Origin of the sequence: Rhizobium atlanticum (genome assembly GCF_030182485.1) — a bacterium.
GTDB lineage: Bacteria > Pseudomonadota > Alphaproteobacteria > Rhizobiales > Rhizobiaceae > Rhizobium.
In genome coordinates this window covers 1-3960 of the sequence record NZ_JAQJCJ010000064.1, presented here as the reverse complement: position 1 = coordinate 3960, position 3960 = coordinate 1, and the positions used below count along the sequence as shown (strand labels likewise).

Annotated in this window: 2 protein-coding genes and 1 pseudogene; all 3 read right to left on the bottom strand. The window is 59.4% G+C overall.

Going from position 1 to position 3960, the window contains the following annotated elements; genetic code table 11:
• Nucleotides 1–93: 93 nt before the first annotated feature.
• The gene (nifK, locus tag PH551_RS32580) at nucleotides 94–1635 is read right to left on the bottom strand and encodes a nitrogenase molybdenum-iron protein subunit beta (protein WP_004677342.1); all 1542 of its coding nucleotides are present in this window, start codon (nucleotides 1633–1635) and stop codon (nucleotides 94–96) included.
• A gap of 123 nt (nucleotides 1636–1758) precedes the next feature.
• Nucleotides 1759–3124: pseudogene (nifD, locus tag PH551_RS32575) on the bottom strand (nitrogenase molybdenum-iron protein alpha chain).
• A gap of 107 nt (nucleotides 3125–3231) precedes the next feature.
• On the bottom strand, nucleotides 3232–3960 hold a 729-nt coding region (gene nifH, locus PH551_RS32570), incomplete at its 5' end, for a nitrogenase reductase (protein ID WP_184351595.1).

Genomic DNA, 3960 nt, shown 5'->3' with positions numbered 1-3960 from the left:
AAGACATCCTGGACTTTAGCATTGAGCAAGGGCATTGCGGTCTCCAAGTTCAGATGAAGGCGGCCGGCCTCACAAGGCCGACCGCCGCCGCTCCTAGCGGGTCAGGTCGTAAGAATAGTCCGTCACACCCGGCTCGCTCGTCTCGCGATCGAGCTTGTCGAAGATCTTGTCGAGGATCGTCGTCAGGACGCGCAGGCCGCCTTGGTAGCCCATGAGCGGGAAACGGTGGTGATGGTGCCGGTCGAATATCGGAAAGGTCAGCCGGATCAATGGGGTGCCGGTGTCGCGCTCGAGATACTTGCCATAGGAATTGCCGATCATAAGATCAACCGGCTCGGTAAAGAGCAGCGAGCGCAACGCCCACAGGTCCTTGCCCGCCCAGACCTGGGCATCCTTGCCGAAGGGCGAGGATGCGAGCAACGCCTTCATCTCGGCTTCCCAGGCCGACGTGCCGTTGGTAGCAAGGCAGTGGGTCGGCTCACCGCCGGTTTCCAAGACGAACCGGGCAACGGCGTAGACGAAGTCAGGATCGCCGTAGATCGCGTATTTCTTCCCGTGCAGCCAGGCTTGGCTATCTGCCATAGCGTCGACGAGACGGCCGCGTTCCAGGCCGATTGCCGGAGGAATTTCCTTGCCGGTAATCTCCGAGACCTTCATCAGGAATTCGTCGGTCGCCTGAACACCCAGCGGATAATGGAACGAAGCCGTAACCTGACCGACCTCCTTGCAATATTCCAGCGTTTTGCGCGTGTTATAGTGCTGCAGCGACAGGGTCGCTTCGGCATTCAACGCCGTTTTCAAGTCCTCGATCTTCGTGCCGCCGTCATACATGCGGTACGTACCGTCAGACGGCGTGTCGAACTGGTCGGAGGCATCCTGGATGAAGATGTAGGATACGCCCATCATGTCGAGCAGGCGCTTCAGTTCGCGGTTGTTGCCGACGCAGAAGCCGTCGAAGCCGGGAATGATGTTGATGGCTTGAGCAACCTCCTTCCGCTCGTTGCCTTTCCAGAAGTTCTCCAGAATGCCCTTGATCATGCCGTCATAGCCATCGACGTGGCTGCCGACGAAGGCAGGCGTGTGGGCGAAAGGAACATCGAAGTCGTGCGGGACCGACCCTTCGTTCTTTGCGTTTTCGATGAAGCCGTGGAGGTCGTCTCCAATGACTTCGGCCATGCAGGTGGTCGAGACGGCGATCATCTTCGGATCGTAGAGCTTGTATGTATTGGCGAGCCCGTCGACCATGTTCTTCAACCCGCCGAACACTGCCGCGTCCTCCGTCATCGAGGACGAGACCGCTGATGAAGGCTCCTTGAAGTGACGCGACAGATGCGAACGGTAATAAGCGACGCAGCCCTGGCTGCCATGGACGAAGGACATCGTTTGCTCAAAGCCTGCGGCTGCGAAGACGGCACCGAGCGGCTGGCAGGCTTTGGCCGGGTTCACGACCAGGGCTTCGCGGCCCAGGTTCTTTTCGCGATACTCCCAGGTCTTCGTGAAGTCGTTTTGATCGGCAACGACCTGATCCGGGTGGGGGCATTCGAAATTGGCTTTCTTCTCGGCGAGCATCTGCCTGTATTCCGGCTCGCGGAACAGGGGAGCATGGTCGAGAACTTTTTCCGCCGACTGCGGCATAGTAAGCACCTTTCTTTTCATCGCGCCGCACCGGTGGCGGCAATGGGATGTCATCTGTCACGAGTGCGGATCAAGTCCGATAGGAAGAGCCTGGCCTGCCCCTTCCCAAGACAGGCCAGGCTCTCATTCGGCCGCAACCGCCTCAGCTGGCGCGGCCTCTTTTTTCCAGGGGACGTCGTAGAGATCCCACACCGGATTATTGATGGCCAGATCCATGTCGCGGGCGAATATGGCGAAGCCGTCATAGCCGTGATACGGGCCGGAATAATCCCAGGAGTGCATCTGGCGGAAGGGGATGCCCATCTTCTGCACCGGATACTTCTCTTTAATGCCGGACCCAACAAGGTCGGGGCGGATGCCTTCGATGAACTTTTCCAGCTCGTAACCGGTCACGTCGTCATAGATCAGCGTACCCTTGTTCACATAATGGCCGGTGCGCTGATAGTCGTCGTTGTGGGCGAACTCGTAGCCGGTGCCGACGATCCGCATGCCGAGGTCCTCATAGGCCGTGATGACGTGGCGAGGACGCAGGCCGCCGACATAGAGCATCACCGTCTTGCCTTCGAGGCGCGGCCGGTACTTGTCGACGACAGCATCGACCAGGGGCCGGTACTTGGTGATGACAGCCTCGGTCTTGTCGACGATTTCCGGACCGAAGTGCTTGGCTATTTCGCGCAGGGAGGTTTCGATCTGGGACGGACCAAAGAAATTGTATTCCATCCACGGGATGCCGTATTTTTCCTCCATGTGCCGACAGATGTAGTTCATCGAGCGGTAGCAGTGGATGAGGTTCAGCTTGGCCTTTGGCGCGCGCTCGACCTCAGCGAGCGTGGCATCACCCGACCAGTTGCCGACCACGCGCAGCCCCACCTCCTCCAATAGAATGCGCGTAGCCCACGCGTCGCCACCGATATTGTAGTCGCCGACGACGTTGACATCGTAAGGGCCGGTCTCAAACTCGACTTCGTTCTTGTCGAAAACCCAGTCACGGATGGCGTCGTTGGCGATGTGGTGGCCGAGCGATTGCGAGACGCCGCGGAAGCCCTCGCAGCGTACCGGCACGATCGTCTTTTCGTGCTCCTTGGCCTTCTTGCGCGACACCGCCTCAATGTCGTCGCCAATCAGCCCGATCGGGCATTCCGACTGCACGCTGATGCCGTTGTTGAGGGGGAAAAGCTCCTCGATCTCGTCGATGACCTGTTCAAGCTTCTTGTCGCCGCCGAACACGATGTCCTTTTCCTGGAAGTCTGAGGTGAACTGCAGCGTCACGAACGTGTCGATGCCCGTCAGGCACGCCCGGAATGGACTTGATGTTCGATTTGACGTCGCATTCGGAAAGGGCCTTCGGCTCATCGCCAGGCTCGTCGCCGCTCGTTGCGACGCTGAGGTGCTTCTTGCGGCGCTTCGCCGCCTTGTCTGGATATTGCGCTAATACTTCCGCAATGAGCTGTTCATGCAAAACGCTGTCATTCTCGTAATCAAGGCTCATGGGCCCCTGCCCCCTTTCAAGGTTCGGGTTAGGTCGTCGTCGCCGAAGCGGCTTTCTTGGAAGGACGCGCTGGCGCAAGGGCCAGCGCGTCCTGTCGACAGCGGCAGTTATTGAGCCGCAACCACCGCTGACTCCTTGGCCTGTAGTTCGGCCAGCATCTGCTCGTCGCTCTTCATGATGCCGAAGTCGAGCAGCATGTCTTCGAGCTCTTCCATGGTAATCGGGGTCGGAATGGTCCCTTGGCCCGAATTGGCATGGATCTTCTCGGCTAGCGCCCGATATTCCCCGGCCTGCTTGGAGTCCGGCGCGTACTGGATCACCGTCATCTTCCTGAGCTCGGCGTGCTGGACGATGTTGTCACGCGGCACAAAGTGGATGAGCTTGGAATTGAGCCTGGCAGCCAGCGCCTCGGAGAGGTCGAGCTCGCGGTCCGTCTGGCGCTCGTTACAGATCAGGCCGCCGAGCCGCACGCCGCCGGAATGGGCATATTTCAGGATGCCCTTGGCGATGTTGTTGGCGGCATAGAGCGCCATCATCTCGCCGGACATCACGATGTAGATCTCCTGGGCCTTGTTCTCACGGATCGGCATCGCAAAGCCACCGCACACCACATCGCCGAGCACGTCATAGGAGACGTAGTCGACATCGTCATATGCACCGTTCTCTTCAAGGAAATTGATCGAGGTGATGACGCCGCGCCCGGCGCAGCCGACGCCCGGTTCCGGACCGCCGGACTCCACGCACTTGATGCCTTTGTAGCCGGCCTTGAGCACGTCCTCGAGCTCAAGGTCTTCCACCGAACCTTCCTGCGCTGCCAGATGCAGAACCGTGTCCTG